This window comes from Rhizobium sp. 01T437, from assembly GCF_056398505.1.
In genome coordinates this window covers 1-18,630 of the sequence record NZ_JBFTPM010000035.1, presented here as the reverse complement: position 1 = coordinate 18,630, position 18,630 = coordinate 1, and the positions used below count along the sequence as shown (strand labels likewise).

General features: G+C 59.6%; 20 protein-coding genes and 3 pseudogenes. 17 read left to right on the top strand and 6 right to left on the bottom strand.

Annotated features, from left to right (window positions below; translation table 11 throughout):
• Positions 1 to 4 precede the first annotated feature (4 nt).
• The 7 genes from AC1DM5_RS34365 (at position 5) to AC1DM5_RS34335 (ending at position 6,072) form a co-directional block, all read left to right on the top strand.
• On the top strand, positions 5 to 505 hold the full coding sequence (locus AC1DM5_RS34365) for a ferredoxin-type protein NapF (protein WP_477824259.1): 501 nt from the start codon (positions 5 to 7) through the stop codon (positions 503 to 505).
• Entirely contained in the window at positions 498 to 779 is a 282-nt protein-coding gene (locus AC1DM5_RS34360) for a chaperone NapD (protein WP_477824260.1), read from the top strand. Before AC1DM5_RS34365 ends, AC1DM5_RS34360 begins: the two co-directional genes overlap by 8 nt.
• On the top strand, positions 754 to 3,258 hold the full coding sequence (gene napA / locus AC1DM5_RS34355) for a periplasmic nitrate reductase subunit alpha (RefSeq protein WP_477824261.1): 2,505 nt from the start codon (positions 754 to 756) through the stop codon (positions 3,256 to 3,258). The genes AC1DM5_RS34360 and napA overlap by 26 nt, the downstream gene beginning before the upstream one ends.
• A gap of 41 nt (positions 3,259 to 3,299) precedes the next feature.
• Positions 3,300 to 3,722 carry a nitrate reductase cytochrome c-type subunit gene (locus AC1DM5_RS34350; RefSeq protein ID WP_477824276.1) on the top strand — a complete coding sequence of 141 codons (423 nt, stop codon included), beginning with the start codon at positions 3,300 to 3,302 and terminating at the stop codon, positions 3,720 to 3,722.
• Positions 3,719 to 4,426 (top strand): cytochrome c3 family protein, encoded by a 708-nt coding sequence (locus AC1DM5_RS34345; protein WP_477976770.1) that lies wholly within the window; start codon positions 3,719 to 3,721, stop codon positions 4,424 to 4,426. The genes AC1DM5_RS34350 and AC1DM5_RS34345 overlap by 4 nt, the downstream gene beginning before the upstream one ends.
• Before the next feature lie 206 nt (positions 4,427 to 4,632).
• Entirely contained in the window at positions 4,633 to 4,983 is a 351-nt protein-coding gene (locus AC1DM5_RS34340) for a DUF2200 domain-containing protein (RefSeq protein ID WP_477824262.1), read from the top strand.
• 237 nt (positions 4,984 to 5,220) lie between these two features.
• A complete protein-coding gene (locus AC1DM5_RS34335) occupies positions 5,221 to 6,072 on the top strand; it encodes an alpha/beta fold hydrolase (protein ID WP_477824263.1) in 852 nt (283 codons plus the stop codon).
• Positions 6,073 to 6,152: 80 nt separating this feature from the next.
• On the opposite strand, the gene AC1DM5_RS34330 is transcribed toward AC1DM5_RS34335, so the two are convergent.
• The gene (locus AC1DM5_RS34330; protein ID WP_477824264.1) at positions 6,153 to 6,353 is read right to left on the bottom strand and encodes a hypothetical protein; all 201 of its coding nucleotides are present in this window, start codon (positions 6,351 to 6,353) and stop codon (positions 6,153 to 6,155) included.
• 431 nt (positions 6,354 to 6,784) lie between these two features.
• Here AC1DM5_RS34330 and AC1DM5_RS34325 point away from each other — a divergent pair, with 431 nt between their 5' ends.
• Positions 6,785 to 7,249 (top strand): GNAT family N-acetyltransferase, encoded by a 465-nt coding sequence (locus AC1DM5_RS34325; RefSeq protein ID WP_477976768.1) that lies wholly within the window; start codon positions 6,785 to 6,787, stop codon positions 7,247 to 7,249.
• A gap of 197 nt (positions 7,250 to 7,446) precedes the next feature.
• Positions 7,447 to 7,755 (top strand): MliC family protein, encoded by a 309-nt coding sequence (locus AC1DM5_RS34320; RefSeq protein ID WP_477824266.1) that lies wholly within the window; start codon positions 7,447 to 7,449, stop codon positions 7,753 to 7,755.
• A 79-nt stretch (positions 7,756 to 7,834) separates the two neighbouring features.
• On the opposite strand, the gene AC1DM5_RS34315 is transcribed toward AC1DM5_RS34320, so the two are convergent.
• Positions 7,835 to 8,695 carry a LysR family transcriptional regulator gene (locus AC1DM5_RS34315; protein WP_477824267.1) on the bottom strand — a complete coding sequence of 287 codons (861 nt, stop codon included), beginning with the start codon at positions 8,693 to 8,695 and terminating at the stop codon, positions 7,835 to 7,837.
• 82 nt (positions 8,696 to 8,777) lie between these two features.
• Here AC1DM5_RS34315 and AC1DM5_RS34310 point away from each other — a divergent pair, with 82 nt between their 5' ends.
• Positions 8,778 to 9,749 (top strand): quinone oxidoreductase family protein, encoded by a 972-nt coding sequence (locus AC1DM5_RS34310; RefSeq protein WP_477824268.1) that lies wholly within the window; start codon positions 8,778 to 8,780, stop codon positions 9,747 to 9,749.
• 61 nt (positions 9,750 to 9,810) lie between these two features.
• Here AC1DM5_RS34310 and AC1DM5_RS34305 read toward each other — a convergent pair whose 3' ends face one another.
• Positions 9,811 to 10,344 (bottom strand): RBBP9/YdeN family alpha/beta hydrolase, encoded by a 534-nt coding sequence (locus AC1DM5_RS34305; RefSeq protein WP_477824269.1) that lies wholly within the window; start codon positions 10,342 to 10,344, stop codon positions 9,811 to 9,813.
• Positions 10,345 to 10,548: 204 nt separating this feature from the next.
• On the opposite strand from AC1DM5_RS34305, the gene AC1DM5_RS34300 reads away from it, so the two are divergent.
• Complete coding sequence (locus AC1DM5_RS34300) at positions 10,549 to 11,025, top strand: Lrp/AsnC family transcriptional regulator (protein WP_477824270.1); 477 nt, start codon at positions 10,549 to 10,551, stop codon at positions 11,023 to 11,025.
• Positions 11,026 to 11,064: 39 nt separating this feature from the next.
• Positions 11,065 to 11,196 (top strand): annotated as a pseudogene (locus AC1DM5_RS34295) (transposase); the annotation flags it as partial.
• A gap of 18 nt (positions 11,197 to 11,214) precedes the next feature.
• Here AC1DM5_RS34295 and AC1DM5_RS34290 read toward each other — a convergent pair.
• Entirely contained in the window at positions 11,215 to 11,415 is a 201-nt protein-coding gene (locus AC1DM5_RS34290) for a hypothetical protein (RefSeq protein WP_113323520.1), read from the bottom strand.
• 670 nt (positions 11,416 to 12,085) lie between these two features.
• On the opposite strand from AC1DM5_RS34290, the gene AC1DM5_RS34285 reads away from it, so the two are divergent.
• A complete protein-coding gene (locus AC1DM5_RS34285) occupies positions 12,086 to 13,234 on the top strand; it encodes a helix-turn-helix domain-containing protein (RefSeq protein WP_477824271.1) in 1,149 nt (382 codons plus the stop codon).
• A gap of 301 nt (positions 13,235 to 13,535) precedes the next feature.
• A complete protein-coding gene (locus AC1DM5_RS34280) occupies positions 13,536 to 14,000 on the top strand; it encodes a DUF4168 domain-containing protein (RefSeq protein ID WP_477824277.1) in 465 nt (154 codons plus the stop codon).
• A 263-nt stretch (positions 14,001 to 14,263) separates the two neighbouring features.
• Here AC1DM5_RS34280 and AC1DM5_RS34275 read toward each other — a convergent pair whose 3' ends face one another.
• Complete coding sequence (locus AC1DM5_RS34275; protein WP_477824272.1) at positions 14,264 to 15,046, bottom strand: GNAT family N-acetyltransferase; 783 nt, start codon at positions 15,044 to 15,046, stop codon at positions 14,264 to 14,266.
• 765 nt (positions 15,047 to 15,811) lie between these two features.
• On the opposite strand from AC1DM5_RS34275, the gene AC1DM5_RS34270 reads away from it, so the two are divergent.
• Entirely contained in the window at positions 15,812 to 16,366 is a 555-nt protein-coding gene (locus tag AC1DM5_RS34270) for an NUDIX hydrolase (protein ID WP_477976766.1), read from the top strand.
• Positions 16,367 to 16,437: 71 nt separating this feature from the next.
• Here the strand turns inward: AC1DM5_RS34270 and AC1DM5_RS34265 are convergent, their stop codons facing one another.
• Positions 16,438 to 17,220 carry an alpha/beta hydrolase family protein gene (locus tag AC1DM5_RS34265; RefSeq protein WP_477976764.1) on the bottom strand — a complete coding sequence of 261 codons (783 nt, stop codon included), beginning with the start codon at positions 17,218 to 17,220 and terminating at the stop codon, positions 16,438 to 16,440.
• A gap of 103 nt (positions 17,221 to 17,323) precedes the next feature.
• Between AC1DM5_RS34265 and AC1DM5_RS34260 the strand changes: the two are divergent.
• Both AC1DM5_RS34260 and AC1DM5_RS34255 read left to right on the top strand, forming a co-directional pair.
• Positions 17,324 to 17,803, top strand: a pseudogene (locus tag AC1DM5_RS34260) (IS66 family transposase); the annotation flags it as partial.
• Between the two features lie 394 nt (positions 17,804 to 18,197).
• Positions 18,198 to 18,484: pseudogene (locus tag AC1DM5_RS34255) on the top strand (IS66 family transposase); the annotation flags it as partial.
• Positions 18,485 to 18,630: the final 146 nt, after the last annotated feature.

Genomic DNA, 18,630 nt, shown 5'->3' with positions numbered 1-18,630 from the left:
GTTCATGGTTCTCTCAACGCGCACCCGACGTGGTTTTCTGACCGGCAGGTCATCGGAAGATCTGGAAAGGATCCTGCCTCCCGGAGCGACTGAAACATCCGTTCAAACCTGTTCGGGCTGTGGTGCCTGCGTCGATGCCTGTCCCACGAAGATCATTTCGATCCGTTCGGGCGTTCCGGTCGTGGATTTCCGGCTCGGGGAATGCACCTTTTGCGGCAAGTGCGCGGAACGATGTCCCGAGAGTGTTTTTCCGGCCGGCTCTGCAGGTGGCTTTGCCCATCATGCGGCAATCGATGACGGGTGCCTCGCCAATAACTATGTCGACTGTCAGGCCTGCCGTGACGTTTGTCCGGTCGGTGCCATCCGCTTTTGGCCGCGGCTCGGCGGGCCGTTCGTTCCCGAGCTCAATGCGCAGGCCTGTACGGGATGCGGCGCCTGCATTGCGGTCTGTCCGGCCGATGCAATTGCGATGAAACCCCGCCAACGGGAGGCTGCTCATGTCTAACATCCGGCATCACGTCTCCAGTGCCGTCGTCATCACCCGCCCGGAACTGACCGAAGATGTCGCAGCGCATCTCGCTGTGATCGAAGGGGTCGAGGTTCACGCGACGGGACCGGGCAAGATCGTCGTCGTGATAGAGGGGCCGCATTCCGGTGTGCTCGGGGAAACGCTCATCGGCATTTCGGGGATGGATGGCGTGCTCGCCGCCCACATGGTTTTCGAACAGGCATTGGAAATAGAGGAGACGATCGATGACGACCGAACTCACGCGGCGTGATCTCCTGAAGGCGCAGGCGGCGGCGATCGCGGCCGCGACCGCAGGCCTTGCCGCGCCCGCCTCGGCACAGTCGGTGCCTGGCGGGGTGGCGGCACTGGAGATCAAATGGTCGAAGGCGCCTTGCCGCTTCTGCGGCACCGGCTGCGGCGTCATGGTGGGCGTGAAGGAGAACCAGGTCGTCGCGACCCATGGCGACATGGAGGCCGAGGTCAATCGCGGCCTCAACTGCGTCAAGGGCTACTTCCTCTCCAAGATCATGTACGGCAAGGACAGGCTTACGAGCCCGCTCCTGCGCAAGCGGGACGGCGTCTACGCGAAGGACGGCGAGTTCGAGCCGGTCACCTGGGAAGAGGCCTTCGACGTGATGGCGGCGCAGGCCAAGCGCGTGCTGAAGGAAAAGGGGCCGACGGCACTCGGCATGTTCGGCTCCGGCCAATGGACCATCTTCGAAGGATATGCCGCGACAAAGCTGATGCGGGCGGGCTTCCGCTCCAACAACCTCGATCCCAACGCGCGTCACTGCATGGCTTCGGCAGCGGTGGCTTTCATGCGCACCTTCGGCATGGACGAGCCGATGGGATGCTACGACGATTTCGAGAACGCGGACGCCTTCGTGCTCTGGGGTTCGAACATGGCCGAAATGCATCCGATCCTCTGGACGCGTGTTGCCGACAGGCGGCTCGGGCATGAGCATGTGAAGGTCGCGGTCCTGTCCACCTTCACGCATCGCAGCATGGACCTCGCCGACATACCCTTGATCTTCAAGCCGGGTACGGATCTCGCGATCCTGAACTACATTGCCAACCACATCATCCAGACCGGCCGCGTCAACCAGGACTTCGTGGACAAACACACCAAGTTCATGAAGGGGACGACCGACATCGGCTACGGCCTGCGCCCCGATAACCCGCTCGAATTGAAGGCTAAGGGCGTGGCCGACGCCGCCAAGATGGAGCCGATCGATTTTGAGGCCTTCAAGGAGATGGTCTCCGAATATACGCTCGAAAAGGCGGTCGAGCTTTCGGGCGTCGACAGCGCCTTCCTCGAACAGCTCGCCGAACTCTACGCCGATCCCAAGACCAAGGTCATGTCACTGTGGACCATGGGCTTCAACCAGCATGTCCGGGGCGTTTGGGCCAATCAGATGGTCTATAACCTGCATCTGCTCACCGGCAAGATTTCCGAGCCGGGAAACAGTCCGTTTTCGCTGACGGGACAGCCGTCCGCCTGCGGTACGGCCCGCGAGGTCGGCACCTTTGCCCACCGCCTGCCGGCCGACATGGTCGTCACCAATCCGGAGCATCGCAAGCATGCCGAGGAAATATGGAAGGTGCCGAGCGGGCTGATTCCGGAGAAGCCCGGTTATCACGCCGTCGAGCAGGATCGCATGCTCCATGACGGAAAGCTGAATTTCTACTGGGTGCAGGTCAACAACAACGTCCAGGCCGCGCCGAACACCAGCAACGAGACCTATAAGGGATATCGCAATCCGGACAATTTCATCGTCGTCTCGGACGCCTATCCGACAGTGACCGCCATGAGCGCCGATCTGGTGCTGCCGGCGGCCATGTGGGTGGAGAAGGAGGGCGCCTACGGCAATGCCGAACGGCGCACGCATGTCTGGCACCAGCTGGTCAATGCTCCGGGCGAAGCCCGCTCCGACCTCTGGCAGCTGGTGGAATTCTCCAAGCGCTTCACCACCGACGAGGTCTGGCCTGCCGAGATGCTCGCGAAGAACCCGGAATACAAGGGAAAGACGCTCTACCAGGTGCTCTACCAGAACGGAAAGGTGGACGAATTCCCCTTGTCGGACGTCTCGCCCGAATACGAGAACCGGGAGGCCAAGGCCTTCGGCTTCTACATCCAGAAGGGGCTGTTTGAGGAATATGCCGAGTTCGGCCGCGGCCATGGACACGATCTCGCGCCCTACGACATGTACCATCAGGTGCGCGGCATGCGCTGGCCCGTCGTTGACGGCAAGGAGACGCGCTGGCGCTACCGCGAAGGCTACGACCCCTACGTCAAGCCGGGCGAGGGGCTGAAGTTCTACGGTCAGAAGGACGGCCGTGCGGTCATCCTGGCAGTGCCCTACGAACCGCCCGCCGAGTCGCCCGATGACGAGTTCAATTTCTGGCTCGTGACGGGCCGCGTCCTCGAACACTGGCATTCGGGCTCGATGACGATGCGCGTTCCCGAGCTCTACAGGGCCTTTCCCGGCGCGCGCTGTTTCATGAACGGAGACGACGCCAGAAAGATGGGCTTCAATCAGGGTGCGGAGGTCCGGATCCAGTCGCGGCGCGGCGAAATCATCAGCCGCGTGGAAATCCGCGGGCGCAATCGAATGCCGCATGGCGTGATCTTCGTCCCGTGGTTCGACGCCAGCCAGCTGATCAACAAGGTCACGCTCGACGCCACCGACCCAATCTCCAAACAAGCGGATTTCAAAAAATGCGCAGTCAAGATTCTTCCCGTCGCCTAATCAAGAGGCGCACTTGGGCGATCGCGGCCGTCGCCCTTCTCATGCTCACAGGCACCGTCACCCTGGCGCAGATGGTGCCCTCGTTGTCGGGCAACGAGAACCCGATGGAGACCAAGGAGGCGAAACCGGTTCCCAAATGGGTCATCGATGACATGAGGAAGATGCGGAATTATCCGGACCAGCCTCCCATCATCCCGCATTCGATCGAGGGCTACCAGCTGACGGTGAACGCCAATCGCTGTCTTTCCTGCCATCGGCGCGAGCTGACCGAAGGCTCCGGCGCGCCGATGATCAGTGTTACGCACTTCATGACCCGCGAAGGGCAGATGCTGGCCGATGTCTCGCCCCGGCGATACTTCTGCACCGCCTGTCACGTGCCGCAGGCTGATACGAAGCCGCTGGTGCCGAATACCTTCAAGGACATGAGCGAGCTGGGCTTCAAGCCTGCGGGAAGCGAGCAATGATCGGCTGGATAAAGGCGATAATCCTCTGGTGCTGGCGCTTGCTGAGCACGCCGGCGGTGACACTCAGCCTGGGTTTCCTGACGCTTGGCGGCTTCGTCGGCGGCGTCATGTTCTGGGGTGCCTTCAACACTGCGCTGGAGACGACCAATACCGAGGCCTTCTGCACGAGCTGCCATGAAATGAAAACGAACGTCTACGAGGAGCTGAGCCGTACGGTTCACTTCTCCAACCGCTCGGGCGTTCGCGCGACATGCCCGGACTGCCATGTGCCGCACCAGTGGACCGACAAGATCGCGCGCAAGATGCAGGCGTCGAAGGAAGTCTGGGGCAAGATATTCGGGACGATCAACACGCGCGAGAAGTTCCTCGACAAGCGGCTGGAACTTGCCCAGCACGAATGGGCACGGCTGAAAGCCAATGACAGCCTGGAATGCCGGAACTGCCACTCGATGGGCGCCATGGACCTGACGAAACAGACCGTGCGCGCCGCTGACATCCACACGCGATACCTGCTTCCGGGCAAGGCGACCTGCATCGATTGCCACAAGGGCATCGCGCATGAACTTCCTGACATGAAAGGCGTCGATCCGGGCTGGAAGGTTCCGGCGGAGCTGATGGGCAGGAATGCCGATCCCGGCTGGCATGAGCGGGCCAAGCTCGCGGCCTATCTGGGCACAAAGGATGCGGTGGCCGTCGATGACTGACGGCTGCCGCCTTTGCCGGAATATCCTGAGGAGGGCGAAGATACCGTCGTGCTCTGCGTGCTGCGGCAGTATCGCCGAGGAGGTGATGATGCCGTTCGGCCAGCGGCCTCGATAACATCGCGTCCGGCCTGCCACTCATGCATTCCTCCCGGTGCCGATCTCGGCTATCTTCGGCCGGACGATCTCTGCAGCGCCCGGGAGGGCTTATGACGAAGCATCGCATCTATTCCATCAGCGTCGCCAGCGTTTATCCCCACTACCTCGCCAAGGCCGGGAAGAAGGGGCGCGGCAAGGCGGAGGTCGACGAAATCATCTGCTGGCTGACGGGGCACAGCGCGGAAAGCCTTGACGGTGAGCTGGCGCAAAAGACCAGTTTCGAGGATTTCTTTGCGCAGGCACCGCAGATGAATCCATCCCGCGCTCTGATCACGGGCGTGATCTGCGGGGTGCGCGTGGAAGAGATAGAAGAGCCGACCATGCGGGAAATCCGCTATCTGGACAAGCTCGTCGACGAACTCGCGCGGGGAAAGGCGATGGAGAAGATCCTGCGGAAATAGGCCGTCGCCCGGCACAACCACCGAAAGCGGGGGATGCTTTTTCAGTATGAACGGCCTAATATCGCGTTGCACCCGGACGCGCTAACCGTCTGAAAGCGGCATGATTTTCGGCGCCAGGGGGAACATTTTCCTAGCGTCTACGTTTGGGCCGTCATGATGTACGTGCAGCCTCTCCCTCCGCCGGCCGTCTTCCCACGGATTGGCAAAATCATCGAAACCGGTCGCGAGCAGATCCATATGCTCGAATGTGGAAGCGCAGGTGAAAGTCCTGTCGTGCTGCTGCATGGCTGCGGCAGTATTGCCGAGGAGGTGATGATGCCGTTTTCGGGCAGCGGCCTCAACATCATCGCGCCTGACAGGCCGGGTTACGGTTTCAGTCCGGCACTGCCCGCCGGTGAGCGCGGTCCGCGTGGCCAATCCTTCTGGCTGGAGCGTTTCTTCGAGGCGCTGGAGCTGGACAAGGTCGTGCTATCAGCCCATTCGATCGGCTGTGCGCCAGCGCTGCATCTGGCCGCCCGCCGGCCGGATCTTCTGAAGGGCCTGTTTCTCATCTCGCCCTGCTGCCGGCCCGTTCCCTTCAAGCCGTTCATCGTGCTGCGCAGCGCCGTGGCACCCTTCGTCGGCCCGGTCATCCGCCAGCATGTGATTGCCCGCTGGTCGTCCTATTTCCTCGGGCGCGGCTTGCGCGCCTCGTCCTATCCCAATCCCGTGACGGCGGAGCTTCTCACCCTGCCGGCCCTGCATATGGTCAATGCCGCGTCGATTGCCACCATGGCCGAGGAGCTCTGGGCCTTCAACGGCGACATGCAGCCGCCCGAAAGCCTGCCGGCCGATCTGCCGGTCTCCGTTCTCTTCGGGCGCGAAGACCGGATCATCGACCCCGGCTGGCATCTCGACTGGCTCCATGAGCGCCATCCGGCGCTCACCGTCGAACTGCTCGATGGTGTCGGCCACATGCCGCACCATGTCGCGCCCGATCTGGCGGTGGCGATGCTCTGCGATTTTACGGGCAAGACGCCGGACGATCTTGCGGGCAGGACGTCGGACGAAACCGGTGAGACGAGCCAGCCCATAATTGCGGTCGCCTAGCTCGGGAGGGCATGGCGCAAAAAAAGGCCCGCCTGGCTAAGGCGAGCCGAAAGTTCCTGCCCTGGTCGGGCATGGGGATGTCAAACGGTGGAAAGGGCCTCGCCGGTCCGGGCCTCCGGAGCCGCAGGCTGGGGAGGAACGCTTTCGCCGGCGCGGCGGGCCTGCCGCCGGCTGGCGGTATCGAGTAGGGTGGCGAAGGTGGCAAGGCTGATCCTGTCGGCGCGCAGCATCTGGCGGATCAGCGGATCCCTCAGCATGTCCGATGCGGTCATCTCATTCATCGCAGGTCCTCCATGTCCGAACCTATGGTAGGCGTTTTTTGTAAAGAATGCATGTCAGGGTGGTGGCAAAAGCAAGGCAAGGGCGGCGAGCGTTCGAAGGCGGTAATGGTAATCGTCATGGCTGTTCTCCTTGACCTCTCTGTCAAGAAGACGCGCGAGCGGGCGCGAATTCGACAGTCGGTGCCATTTTTCGCCATCGCTCACGCAGCAAAATAACCATCAGCCCCGGGCGCCAAGCCAGGTCGCAGCGCGCCATGGCTCTGGCCAGATGGCTCCATCGTCAATGGCCACAAGCAGAGTCTGGTCGACGAGCTAATGCCGTGGAACTACTCGGAGCGAACACACGGCTGAAATCTGCTGTTGCGCCCGAAGCGGACAAGCCAACATCTGCCTGCTATGGAAGTTTGGTTCAGGACATGGCGAGGCGGTGGATGCAAGTTCAGATCAGCTTGGCACAACATGATGATGCAGCACCTTGGCTTCGGCTGGCGGAGGAAGTGGTGTCGCTGTTCGGTCCCATGCCCGGTTTCGATAATGTTCTTATCCGGAAGATCGCGCAGCGGCAGGCCTACTGCGCAAGAACCGATGCTGGAGATGGCTGCTTTTTAGGAGGCGTTATCATAAGCGGTAGCGGTACTGAGTATACCATCCGCTGGCTCGCGGTCTTTTCCAACTTTCAGCGGCTCGGCATTGGCAAGTTACTTGTGGAGGCTGCCATTTCAACCACACCTCCCGAGTCTACTATTCATGTGGATACCTTCATCGCAGGTAGTCCGGGAGCGRGTGCCGCCAGGCGGCTGTATGAATGCTGCGGCTTCATTCCAGGGGACATCTGGAGAGAGGGTGAAGTAGTCCGCCAACGGTATGTGCGTCGGCCGTATAACGTCCTGCGTTGACGACCGCTCATGTCGCATTGTTGCCATTTCTGTCGCAGCGGTACTCTTCGAAACGGCACAACGCGCGTGGTCAAGGTGCCAGGCAAACAGTGCTTACGGTCTTCCGAAAATCCCTTCCAGGGTTTTCGTTGCGCCGGCAAAGCTGCGGCCATCATCTGCTGCTAACGTCGCACACTTTCCAACCGAGGGAGACAGGCATGAGCAGGATGAAGAGTGGTGTGTTTGGATTGTCGGGTGTCGTGCTTTTGATGAGTCTTGTCCCAGTCCTGGCCGAGGACAAGGCGGACGTCATCTATCGCTGCGATGACGGCAAGGGTGTCACCGCAAGCTTCGTGACTGCACCGAACGCGGTGTTGCTCACCACCGACGGGCAGAGCTTCCGCCTGCCGCAGGGCATGTCCGGCTCCGGCGCGCGCTACACGGATGGGACCGTCCTGTTCTGGATCAAGGGTAATGATGCGCAATTGGAAGCGCCTGGAAGGTCGACCAACTGCCACGTGCAGTGATCCGATGTGATGGGCAAATCGGTGGTGGGATTGCCGCTCGATTGAGAGCTGGAGAGGCCTGCATCCGGCCCGCCGCCTCTCAAAAGGCGCCCTTCAGCGCCTCCATGACCACACGGACGGCCGGCACATCCTTGATCTCCGCGTGGACCACCAGCCACACTTCACGCGTCAGAGGAGCTTCGTCCTCGATACGCTGCAAACCATCCGTGCCCGAAACCGCGAAATCCGGCAGCAGGACGACACCGCCGTCAAGCCTTGCGGCGGCTGCCTGAAACTCCAGAACCGAGGAGCGGATCGCGATCGGCCGGCCGGCGGCGAGTTCGAAGAGGCGCAATTGCTGCGGCGAGGCGTTCATGCCTTCGTCATAGCCGATGAAGGTCCATTGCGCCTCCGGCACGGTTTCGAGATAGGCCTTGGATGCGTAGAGATGGAAGGCCATCTGCCCGAGCTTGGTGATGGCATAATCGCCATCTTCCGGCCGCGACATGCGCACCGCGATATCCGCTTCCCGGCGGTTCAGCGAGGCGAGGCGCTTTTCGCCCACAAGCGTGATCTCGATGCCCGGATGCGCCCGCCTGATGGCGGCGACAGGCTTTGCGAGAAGCACGCTCGAAAGCGCTGGCGGGGCGCTGATCCTCACATGGCCGCGCGTCTCCGTGGCGCTCGCCCGGCCGAGCTGCTCTATGGCCGCCATCTGCTGGGCGACGAGGGCGGCGTGCCTGGCAATCTGCTCGCCATCGCCAGTCAGGATGATACGGCGCCCGCGGCGGTCGACGAGCTTGCGGCTGAGATTTTTCTCAAGAGCGCTGACGCGCCGGCTGATCGTCGCGTGCTCCACGCCGATCTGTCTTGCGGCGCCGAGAAAGGTTCCCGCCTGCGCCAGAGCCAGGAAATGCCTCAGGTCGTCCCAGTCTATTTGTGTGAATTCTTTCCCAATCATTGTGCGACAATAGGGAATTTTCACACATGAGGCTATCGGCTAGTTTGCTTGCATCAAGTTGCTCCATAGAGGAAAACGACCGATGCCCGACCAGATCATCCTGCTGAATGCCCCCGGCGATATCTCCCAGTTCCGGCTGCAGGATCAGCCGTCAGTTTCCCCCGGTCCCGGCGAGATCAAGATCCGCCATCAGGCGGTCGGCACCAATTTCCTCGATATCTATCACCGCAAGGGCCTCTACGCGCTGCCATCCTACCCCGCCGTCATCGGCGTGGAGGCCGCAGGCGTGGTCGAAGCGATCGGCCCCGGTGTCTCCGGCTTCAAACCGGGCGACCGCGTCGCCTATGCCGGCCCGCCGGCCGGCGCCTATGCCTCGACCCGCATCATTGCGGCCGAAAGGGTGATTGCGCTTCCTGATGCGGTATCGGCAAAAGTGGCCGCAAGCTCGCTGCTCAAGGGCATGACGGCCTATATGCTCCTGAGGAAAGTCAGCAATGTCGGGGAGGGCAGTACCGTGCTGATCCATGCCGCCGCCGGCGGGCTCGGCAGCATTCTCGTGCGCTCAGCGAAATCGCTTGGCGCCACCGTCATCGGTACGGTCAGCTCGCCCGAAAAGGCGGCCCTTGCCACCTCCTATGGCGCCGATCACCTGATTATCGGGCGAGGGGCCGATATCGTCGCCGAGGTGAAGCGGCTGACCGGTGGAAACGGCGTCGATGTCGCCTATGACGGGATCGGCGGCGACATGCTCTTGAAGAGCATCCGTGCTGTGCGCCCCTTCGGCACGGCGATCAGCATCGGCCAGGCGGCCGGCCCCATTCCGCCTGTTGCCGTGGAAGAGCTTCGGCCCGGCAAGTCGCTCTCGCATCCGAGCATCATGGCCTGGTGCGCCGATGTCGGCCGGTACCGCGAGGCGGCAGAGGCTGCCATCGCCGCGATGGAGCGGGGCATCGTCTGCGAGATCGCTGCGGAATACGGCTTGGCGGAGGTTGCGAAGGCGCATGAGGAGATGGAAACGGGGCGGTCGGCCGGCAGCATATTGCTCATACCGTGATGCTTGCCGAGGGTTGAGTGGCGGGCGTCGTCACCTCATTCCTCGCTGGAGGCGACGCCGGCTACAGGCGGCTCGCGAAGTTTCTCAGGAGCGCCAGGCCTTCCAGCCAATCGCCGAGTTCACTTTGGCCGTTGATGTGGCCAGCCGCACCGATCACCTCCAATTCGCTTCCCCATTGCTCGGCCCGCGTCTCGACATGGGACAACGAACCATAGGGATCATCGGTGCTTGCCACGATGAGGGAAGGAAACCGAAGCCGCTTCCGGGGTACCTCTGCGAAGCTTGCCGCCTCTGAGGGAAAAGCCGGAGATGCCGGATCTGGCACCGCGACCAGCATCGCCCCTTTGATCGGCAGGTCAGAAACCTGATGCCAATGTGCGACGAGCAGGCAGGCGAGGCTATGAGCCACGAGAACGGGTGGTCTTGGCGCGGCACGCACGGCCTGCTCCAGCGCCGCGATCCAGTCGGAAAGATCCGGCTTGTCCCAGCTCGAAGGGGCGAAACGGCGGATGGAGGGATCGGCGCTCTCCCAACGGCTTTGCCAATGGAACGCGCCGGAGTTGCCGATGCCCGGCAGATGAATGATTTCGGTCATGTCTCGCCTCCATAGCGCCGTGCGTCCATTCGGACGCACAAAGGACGCTCTACCTCTTTAAATCTGCGCATCAGGCTTTCCGAAAATCGATTCCGATTTTCGGGCCGATGCTAGCGGTTACCGCGCCAACATGACCGTTTACTCTGAGAGGATAAATTGGCATTCATCGGAGAAATTGACCGCAAACCGATGGATTCAAAGTCAATGGTGAGACATTTCGATAGTCGTGCCGAGCTCGATCCAACCGACATTGCCATGATCGAAACCTTGCAGGGCGACGGGCGCATCAGCGTTTCCGAACTTGGAAGAAGGGTCGGCCTCTCGCAGCCGGCAGCGTCGGAACGGCTGAAGCGGCTTGAAGAACGCGGCATCATCAGCGGCTACAGGGCTGTCATCGATCCTGCTTCGGTCGGGCTTGGTATGATGGCGATTATCCGCCTGCGCACCACGCACGAATATATCAAGACTTGCTTGAAGAAATTTGCGGAAATGCCTGAAGTCATTGAGGTTCTCAGGCTGACGGGAGAAGACTGTTTTCACCTGAAAGTCATCGTGCCGTCGCCGGCGGAGCTTGAAAGCATCGTCGATGCCGTTGCCCGCTACGGCTCGGTCAACACTGCGATCGTTTTACGCAGCGAGCCTTCCAAACGTATCGGGCGCGAGCTCATGATGAAGGGCTGATTTCGCGGTAATCCCGATAAGGTGCCATGGCTGAAGCTGCGGCGATGGGGCATCGAGAGCCTCGTTGCCAGGCTTAAACAGCGGCGTCGTATCGCAACGCGATACGACAATCTCGCCGTTAGCTTCGTGGGTCTCATCAAGCTCGCAAGCATGATGATCTGGCTTGCATGACGAATTCGCCACGACAGCCTAATTCGATCTCACCGTTTTGCTGGCGATCAGCATCACGAGCTCTTCCGAGGCATCGGCAAGCGCCAGTGCCAATTCCGCCGCTGACCATCCGTGTTTCTGCAGATTGGTGAGCATTCCCATCATTGCGATTTCGACGTCCCTTCTGCAGTTCGAAGTCTGTTTCAATTCGATGTGGTTCTGGTCTTCCGTCGTGATCATCTTAGCCTCCGTTTGCCCATGAGCGGGCAGCTCGCATCAGAATTCTCCAGGTTCGATAGAATGGGGTTGCGCGTCAGCATCAGGCTCATACGCATCGACTCAATGGCGCCTGAATTTGCGCGCAACCCCTCGCTTCGTCCCACTTGGCCTTGCCAACGATCGCCTCAATCCTCCCCCAGTTGAGTGATCAAGGAAGCCTCCATAGCCGGTTATGAGTATTCTTTTTGGCGGCTGCAGGTTGTGTGACGAAGAGTCTCTGCAATGGGCCGAAACCTATGCAGAAAGCGCACGAATATTTCCCGGGTAGTTCACGACTACCTTCTCGTATTCTCGTGTTTTTTCTTGAGTTCTTGCCGTTTCACCTGGAATTGCTCCGTCTCTATGGGGGCGCTGGCAGGTGAAATATTCTGGTCTATTCCGTCCTCATTCGGGAATTAACCGTGCTTATTTAAATACAGCCATGGGACGCAATTGTCGTTATCCGCGCGTCCTGAAAATTATCGTTGCGTACATTTCTGATCCAAAGGGAGTATGATAAACAACTTATGGAGGTGGCTGCTCGCCGATTCCCGGCTAGGGCGGTTTTTGGCGGCGATTTTGCCGCAAAAACGATTGTTCACTCTCAATTTCAACGGCCCGGTCGGATCGGTTGGCACGCTGGAGGGATTGGATGGCTACGGGTTCTGGATCTGGAGATGACCCCGCTGCGGGGCAGGCGTGGCCCGCCCATCTGGAGCGGCGGCGCTGGCCGCGCGAACCGGCCATGGAGAAGGAGCGACTTCAGGATGTCGCGCCTGCGCTGGTGCCCCTGCGTTTCTCGACGAGGGATCTGCCGGCGAAAGACCAGTTCCAGGCCTGGCGTACGCATATGGCGCCGCTCGTGGATGTCCATCTGCCGGATGGAAAATCACCCGACGACGGGTTTCTTGCCGAACAAATCGGCTGGCAACTCGGCGGCATGCTCATCGTCCAGCAGCACGCTCAGGCGCATAGCTATATCCGCGATCAATCCATGCTCCGTTCGAGCCCGATAGACCATTGGAACGTCGGCCTGCTTCGCAGCGGGCGGATCTGGACCGAGGTCAGCCGTCACGTTACGGAAACCGGTGCCGGCGAGGTATTTTTCAGATCTCTCAGCTATCCCTATCGCGGGCGGATGACCGATTGCGTCGCCGTGCTCGTCTTCCTGCCCTATGAATTGCTGGCCGTGGATGCAAGCATTCTCCAGGGTGCCAACAATACGCTTCTGTCCGGCAGCCTGGCTGAATTGCTCGTCAGCTATATCGCCGGTCTGGAAACGAAGCTGGGCAATCTGACGGCTGGCGAAGTGCCGCGGATCATACAAACGATCGCCGACATGGTCGTTGCATGTGCTGCCTCATCCATAAGGTCGGATACGGGGCAAGTCCAAGGCAGTATGGGAATGATGGAGCGGGCGCATCGCTACATTCACCTCAACCTGCAATCCGACAATTTGACGCCCGACGTTATTTGCCGCGCGTTGGGCATCTCGCGCACGCGGCTCTACCAATTATTCGAAGCGAACGGTGGAGTCCTGAATTATATCCGCAAACGGCGACTGCTGCAGGCCTATGCGGATCTTAGCAACCCCGCCGACAACAGGCCGATCTCCGAGATTGCGGAGGCCGCCGGTTTCGCCGTCGCTGCCAATTTTACGCGCGCCTTCAGCCACGAATTCGGACTGAGCCCACGTGAAATCCGAAGAACCGTGGCAACTGAGCGTCCGGCTGTTCCGGCTGCGCGTTCCACGCGGCATTATGGGACAACGATCGGCGATTGGCTGACGCTTGCCGGCTGATCCGATCTCCCGGCAGAAGCCTTGCCTCGGCCAAGTCTGAGATCCACTCTGGATGCAACTTCCCGGCGGGAGACCTCCAAGAACGCCAGCCTCGTCAACCAGCACCGGATTTATCCGCGCCGGGCCAGGCATGTCGATGGTCACAAAGCTGCCGCTCAATCGTCAGCAAATTGCCCCGCCACCGCCGCACCGTGCCCTCTTAACGGTCCATCGTTGCGACCTCGCCAAGCCTCCAGCGGCTGAGCGATCGACCGAGGCGGTCCTGCTGCCGATCAAATCATGCACGTGAAAAGGAATGACTATGATCACTCGTTACACACCCGTCGCAACGATGACCGCTGCGGTCTTCAGCCTGCTTGCTCTCAGCCCGGCATCCGCCGTGGACCTGGCCCAGGCGCAACAGCAGCCGCCGGCGCAGGGCCAGGCGCCGATGCAGGGGCAGACGCCGATGCAGGGGCAGACCAGCGACAATGGTGCAGCCGCCCCTGTCAGCGATCAGAAAATCGAGGCCTTTGCCGTTGCCTATCAGCAGGTCGACAAGGTCAGGCAGGAATATTCGGCCAAAATCGGCGCGACGAAGGACGAGGCTGCGAAGCAAAAGCTGCAGGAAGAAGCCAAAAAGCAGATGGTCGACACCGTCGAAGCCTCTAACGGCATCTCTGTCGAGGAATACTCGTCGATTCTGACGGCCGCACAGAGCGACCCGGCTCTCGCCAAGAAGGTTCTGGAAAAGATCGGCACGCCGCCGGCGCAGCAGCAGCAATAGGGCTGCGCGCTTCTGCATAATCCTTAAATCGCAGAGGATTACGTCGAGGAGTACACCTCGATCACCGGGGCAAGGTTAGCGCCAGCCTGGCCTGGCTCCCCCGATCGCGGATGAGTATCGCTTTACGCCTTTGGTTATCATGATCCGCATCGGCGATTGGCTGACGCTTGCAGGCTGATCCGATCTCATGGCGGAGGCCTTGCCTCGACTGCCGCCGTGGCTGTCGCCGGGCGGATGTTCACGCGCGCCGCGCTTCATATCAATCAGGAAACGGTCATATAGTGCTGCAAGGTGAGAAACTGTTTCAAGCCGATTTTCTTGGCGAGTGAGATAGAGGCGATATTGTCCCTCTGCACCTGGTAGCGTGACATGAGCCGCCGTTCTTCAAGTACAGCATGGGCGGTTCTGACGACCCGCGCGGCGTAACCGTGGCCTCGATGTTGTTCCAATGTCAGGACGCTTCCCACTTCCCAGACATGCTCGAAGTTTTGGAAGGCCAGGCAGAATGAAACGGGCGCATCGGCGAGGCTGATCGAACAGAAGAAGGCCCTGTCTGCGGCCAAAAGTTTCTCGATCCACACCCGCTCTTGGCCCTGGCTTTCGGCAAGCGACATCAGCGCTTCCCTCGGTGCGCAGTCGATTATAGCTTCCGGATCGCGCTCGAAAGGTGAGTGAGCAGTGTAAGAATGGAAAGCGGCTGTTTGCCTGAGTGAAAAGCGTGTCGCGACGGCGGCGCGATCTTCCTCGCTTGAAAGTTTGAATACGATGCTCCCGTCGCGCGGCACGAAATCAAGCAAGCGCCGGGTCAAAGCCTCGCTGTCGCTGCTGATGAGAACGACATGCCTGGAGGAAGGATACATCTCCCGGTCATAGGCGCTGGCGCTCGCGTCCAGAATAACGATGAAGGCTTTATCCTGGCCGTGGGAAATCCCGTACGCAACGGTTCGCTCGGGGTACATCAGCAGATATTTTAAAAGAACGACGTTGCGGAGCGCTTGTTGCCCCAATGCAGCAACAAGGATCCTGTGATCCATCATTTCGAACATCCAACGGGCTCCCGAGGCGGGTTCAAACATAACTGCCGAATTCAGCACGACCGTCCGGGCGGTCAAGTGAATTTCGTGTCCCGTGGGCATATCCATGGTCCAAGCTGGAACACTGAACTAGAGCAGATCCTGCGATCGATGAATCGACTGTGAAGTGAAGGCGCAGGTCAAAGCTGATTCAAGATCCACCATGGAGAGGTGGATGATGGCACGCGTCTTGAGCGATGATCTTCGATTGCGGATGTTGAAACATGGGCTTCAGTGGTAGCGATGGTAACGCTGAGACTCACCACAACTTCAATCTGACCGGGGAATACATTGCGATATAAAGTAATTATTCTGAGCGTTTTAACGGCTTTAGCGTCGTGTGCTACTTCACCCTATGACACTCCGGAGATACGCCGCTTCACGTCAGCAGCGAGTGCATTGGGCAAATGCTTGGAGCGGACCACAAAATCGTATCTTGTTTCAAACAAAGATCCGGAAAAAGTCGCTTCAATGCTTGATAACTCATGCATGGCGGAACGAAAGGCGGAGTTGGACGCCAAGCGCGCGGCTGGTCTGGCGGTGGATTATTTCGATTACGGAAAAGGGCGACACGAAGTCTCATTATGGTGGGCGCGCCATTTACAGTAGACTCAAAATAAGCGTCGATCTGATTTACCGCGATCCGCCTTTCAACAGCAATGCCGACTACAACGTGCTGTTTCGATCAACCTGGTCTAGTGTGCGGATTCGAGGAGTTCGAAACAGGAGAATTTTCGAATGGACGATGGCTGGAAGGTGCTCGAATCCAGGACGATCCTGCAGGATCGGTGGCTGAATTTGCGAGCCGATGACTGCCTGACTTCAGGTGGGGTGACAATTTCTCCCTACTACGTGATGTCCTATCCCGACTGGATCAATATCGTTGCGATCACCCCGGACGATCGCCTTTTGCTCGTTCGCCAATATCGACATGCGGCGGGCAAGTTCTTCCTGGAAATACCGGGAGGTGGCCTTGATGAGCGGGACGCGGATAGCGAAAAGGCAGCCCGTCGCGAACTGGAAGAGGAAACCGGCTACATTGCCCAAAACTGGCAATTGATCAGCACGCTTTATCCGAACCCGTCCTCTCACACGAACCGTCTTCACACCTATCTCGCAACCGGCGCCGAGCAAAAATATCAGCAACGCCTCGATGCGGGCGAGGAGGGCATGACCGTTCATGCCCTTCCCATTGCGGAGGTGCTGGATGGATTGCAAGCCGGCTTGATCGGGCAGGCTCTTCACGTGTCGTCCATCCTCCTGGCGCTCCGGGTTGCCGGGCGGTTGGGATAATAGCCGACATGCTGGCGCGACATGGCAAGGTCGGGGAACGGGCCTTGCTGTAGTCACCGTCGTCAGAAGCTTTACGGACTGATCCCCTTCGCAACACTATCGATGTAATGATCGAGATGGTTCCTCCACAATGCCGGTTTGAACAGCAAGGCATGGCCCGCGGCGGCGGCAACGAATTTCCCCTGTCCGCCCGCCGATAGAAACTTTTCAAAATTTCCCCGGCAGTGCTCTATTCGATAATACTGGTCATGACTGCCGTGCAGCCAAAGCGTCGGAATGCCGGCGGGTGCTCCACGTTCGAAGATGGTTGGGTTTACGATTTCATGACTGGCGCAACCTCTGCCAAGCCAGCCACCGTTGAAATTGACAGCGCCTTGGAAGGTGCCCGGGCGCATGCCCGCATATGCGATCGACAGGATGCCGCCGCGTGAGACTCCCCCGATGACGAGCCGGCTCTGATCCACGTCAGGCCGCTCGCGCAGATGGCGCACGACAGCATCCACATCCTCAACGGCCCGCTCGAAGCCCGAAATCGCAATCTCGACATTGCAGGAATAGCCGGAACCATCTGGAGCAAGTCCCTCTCCATAATTTCCGCCTGATTTGCCTCTTCCCCGGCGTTGCGGAAAGAGGATCATCCAGCCCCGTTCGACGAAATAGTTTGCCACGACAGCCGGACACACCGTCCTTGAGTAGAGCGACTTGTTGTGGCCCCGTCCGGTAGAGCCGTGGTTGAAAACAATCGTTGGATATGGTCCGTCGTGCCGAGGCTTGGCTGCGACAATTTCCAATCGGGCATCTGCCTCGCTGGAGGGTATGAAAGATTTCTCAAACTTCGTGAGATCTGCCGCCATTTTGGATTCGCGCCCGATTTCCGGTGTCGCAAAACTCCCACAGGCCGTCCGAAAACTCCAAATGAATTTCGCAAGGTAGAAACTGAGGCTCGAGTTTTCCGACGGTCTGCGGAAGCAGAGGATATTACAGGGGTTCACGGGCGTCCTTCAGGTGGACGGCCATGCCGGATACAATCGCCTGATCGCATCGGAACGTGTCGGTCGCGACATCCGGCTTGCCTATTGTTGGGCGCACGCGCGGCGCAAGCTGGTCGAGATCACTCGTACCGGCAGTGTGCCGATTGCCGAGGAAGGCGTGAAGCGGATCGGCGAACTTTATCGCATCGAGGTGAGCTGCGCGGTTTCAATCACGCTCACTGCTATCGTCAACGACCACAAGCAGAACCAGATTGAGGGTCTTCTGCCGTGGAATTATCCTCAGGATGACACGTGCCTAAAAGGCTCCTGTCGGCCAAAGCTACCTTCCGAGACATCAAGATCGGAATTGCTTTGTGAGGCGCCAAATTGCCCAACCCAGCCCCTGTCCCAGAAGTCCACCACCAAGCACGGGGACCAACAGGAAAGAAAGGAACAACCCCGCTAATCCGATCACAGCGGCAAGTCCCTTCACGAAGTCGCTGGTAGTGCACACGTCGCCCCAGTAGCACCCGCCGAATGCTGTCATTGCTAAATCTATGAGCAGCACCTTAATCATCAGCCACGTTTGTCCGACTCTGAACTTGTCTTTCGCAAGTTGCCAGTATGTCAGCGGTGCGCTCAAAATTATTATCGGTGCCGCCGCGAACGCATATGTCTTGAAGTCGCCGAAATCCATGAGACCTCCAAGGTATTGCTCTCGCAAAACCTATCGAACGCGACTAAAGAAATCGGAAAAATTTGACCGCGCCTGGCGCGAGGTGGGCGTCCCGTTATGGCGGTAATTCTCCTCCAAACTACGAAACGCATTTTGGTCAAGGTGCGATCGGGACACCGCTTACGAAGAAGGTGTGAGGCGGATCGGTGAACTCTATTGGATCGAGGCGGAGCTGCGCGGTCTTTCCACTGCAGACCGCTTGGCCGGACGGTTAGGACGATCAGCGCCCGTGGTCTCGGACATGCGGACCTGGCTGACCCATCATCGTGGCAGCGTCGCAGGCAAGTCGCCCCCCTTGGTGAAGCTCTGGCCTATATCCATAAGTACTGGGACGGCTTCTGCATCTTCCTGGGTAATGGCCGCATCGAGATCGATAACAATCCCGTCGAGCGAACCATCAGGCCGATTGCCGGACCTGAGTCATTGTGCGCTCCTTCTCTAAGTATCTGTAAACATTGGAAGCGTCTCCGTGTCAGCAATGCGACACGGGCGGCCCTTCAGGGCTATCGCGGCTTGGACCGTCGCAGAAGCCAGGTCGCTGACCCTGATTTTGATTT

Bases quoted from the DNA above. Each gene is read 5' to 3' on its own strand.
- AC1DM5_RS34340 (WP_477824262.1), top strand. From the start codon at position 4,633: ATGACGAAGCATCGCATCTATTCCATCAGCGTCGCCAGCGTTTATCCC.
- AC1DM5_RS34345 (WP_477976770.1), top strand. From the start codon at position 3,719: ATGATCGGCTGGATAAAGGCGATAATCCTCTGGTGCTGGCGCTTGCTG.
- AC1DM5_RS34350 (WP_477824276.1), top strand. From the start codon at position 3,300: ATGCTCACAGGCACCGTCACCCTGGCGCAGATGGTGCCCTCGTTGTCG.
- AC1DM5_RS34335 (WP_477824263.1), top strand. From the start codon at position 5,221: ATGCTCGAATGTGGAAGCGCAGGTGAAAGTCCTGTCGTGCTGCTGCAT.
- AC1DM5_RS34320 (WP_477824266.1), top strand. From the start codon at position 7,447: ATGAGCAGGATGAAGAGTGGTGTGTTTGGATTGTCGGGTGTCGTGCTT.
- AC1DM5_RS34265 (WP_477976764.1), bottom strand. From the start codon at position 17,220: ATGGCGGCAGATCTCACGAAGTTTGAGAAATCTTTCATACCCTCCAGC.
- AC1DM5_RS34305 (WP_477824269.1), bottom strand. From the start codon at position 10,344: ATGACCGAAATCATTCATCTGCCGGGCATCGGCAACTCCGGCGCGTTC.
- AC1DM5_RS34330 (WP_477824264.1), bottom strand. From the start codon at position 6,353: ATGAATGAGATGACCGCATCGGACATGCTGAGGGATCCGCTGATCCGC.
- AC1DM5_RS34270 (WP_477976766.1), top strand. From the start codon at position 15,812: ATGGACGATGGCTGGAAGGTGCTCGAATCCAGGACGATCCTGCAGGAT.
- AC1DM5_RS34280 (WP_477824277.1), top strand. From the start codon at position 13,536: ATGATCACTCGTTACACACCCGTCGCAACGATGACCGCTGCGGTCTTC.
- AC1DM5_RS34275 (WP_477824272.1), bottom strand. From the start codon at position 15,046: ATGTTCGAAATGATGGATCACAGGATCCTTGTTGCTGCATTGGGGCAA.
- AC1DM5_RS34300 (WP_477824270.1), top strand. From the start codon at position 10,549: ATGGTGAGACATTTCGATAGTCGTGCCGAGCTCGATCCAACCGACATT.
- AC1DM5_RS34310 (WP_477824268.1), top strand. From the start codon at position 8,778: ATGCCCGACCAGATCATCCTGCTGAATGCCCCCGGCGATATCTCCCAG.
- AC1DM5_RS34290 (WP_113323520.1), bottom strand. From the start codon at position 11,415: ATGATCACGACGGAAGACCAGAACCACATCGAATTGAAACAGACTTCG.
- AC1DM5_RS34360 (WP_477824260.1), top strand. From the start codon at position 498: ATGTCTAACATCCGGCATCACGTCTCCAGTGCCGTCGTCATCACCCGC.
- napA (WP_477824261.1), top strand. From the start codon at position 754: ATGACGACCGAACTCACGCGGCGTGATCTCCTGAAGGCGCAGGCGGCG.
- AC1DM5_RS34365 (WP_477824259.1), top strand. From the start codon at position 5: ATGGTTCTCTCAACGCGCACCCGACGTGGTTTTCTGACCGGCAGGTCA.
- AC1DM5_RS34315 (WP_477824267.1), bottom strand. From the start codon at position 8,695: ATGATTGGGAAAGAATTCACACAAATAGACTGGGACGACCTGAGGCAT.
- AC1DM5_RS34285 (WP_477824271.1), top strand. From the start codon at position 12,086: ATGGCTACGGGTTCTGGATCTGGAGATGACCCCGCTGCGGGGCAGGCG.